Source organism: Treponema endosymbiont of Eucomonympha sp., from assembly GCF_001028545.1.
In genome coordinates this window covers 1-665 of record NZ_BBPW01000383.1, presented here as the reverse complement: position 1 = coordinate 665, position 665 = coordinate 1, and the positions used below count along the sequence as shown (strand labels likewise).

The 665-nt window shown below is 64.1% G+C and carries 1 protein-coding gene; it reads left to right on the top strand.

What is annotated here, in order from left to right:
* A partial coding sequence (ribA, locus tag AWU74_RS07200) for a GTP cyclohydrolase II (protein ID WP_162505000.1) occupies positions 1 to 497 on the top strand: 497 nt, incomplete at its 5' end.
* Positions 498 to 665: the final 168 nt, after the last annotated feature.

The following is a 665-nucleotide window of genomic DNA, read 5'->3' as shown; positions in this document are numbered from 1 at the left end:
ACCTCGCGCTGGTTTCGGAGGCGCCCTTCGACCCTGCCGACGCGCTGGTGCGGGTGCATTCCGAGTGCCCCACGGGGGAGACGCTGAAGTCGAGCCGCTGCGACTGCGGGGAACAGCTTGAAGCGGCGATGCGGCGGGTCGGGCGGGAAGGCGGCGCGGTCGTCTATCTGCGGCAGGAAGGGCGCGGAATCGGGCTGACGAAGAAAATCCGCGCTTATTCCCTGCAAGACGCGGGTTTCGACACCGTAGACGCAAACCTGAAGCTGGGGCGCGCCATAGACGAGCGCGGCTATGCGCCGGCGGCGGCTATCCTGCGGGATTTGGGGATAAGCGGCGTCCGGCTCATGACGAACAACCCCGCCAAAGTCGAGGCGGTCGCCGGTGCGGGAATCGCCGTCAACGGGCGGGTGCCCCTTGAGGTGTTGCCGAACGACGAGAACCGACAGTATCTCAAGACAAAGAAAGCCCGACTCGGGCATAATCTGGAGCAAGTATAAGGGCGCACGGCTCAGTCGGCGCCTGTTTTATGGAGGCAATCATGTATACGGAAATCACCGGTTCATTGCAGGGGCAGGGCAAACGCTTCGCCGTGGCGATAAGCCGCTTCAACGACTTTATCACCGCGCGGCTGCTCGACGGAGCCGTCGACTGCTTCGTCCGGCACG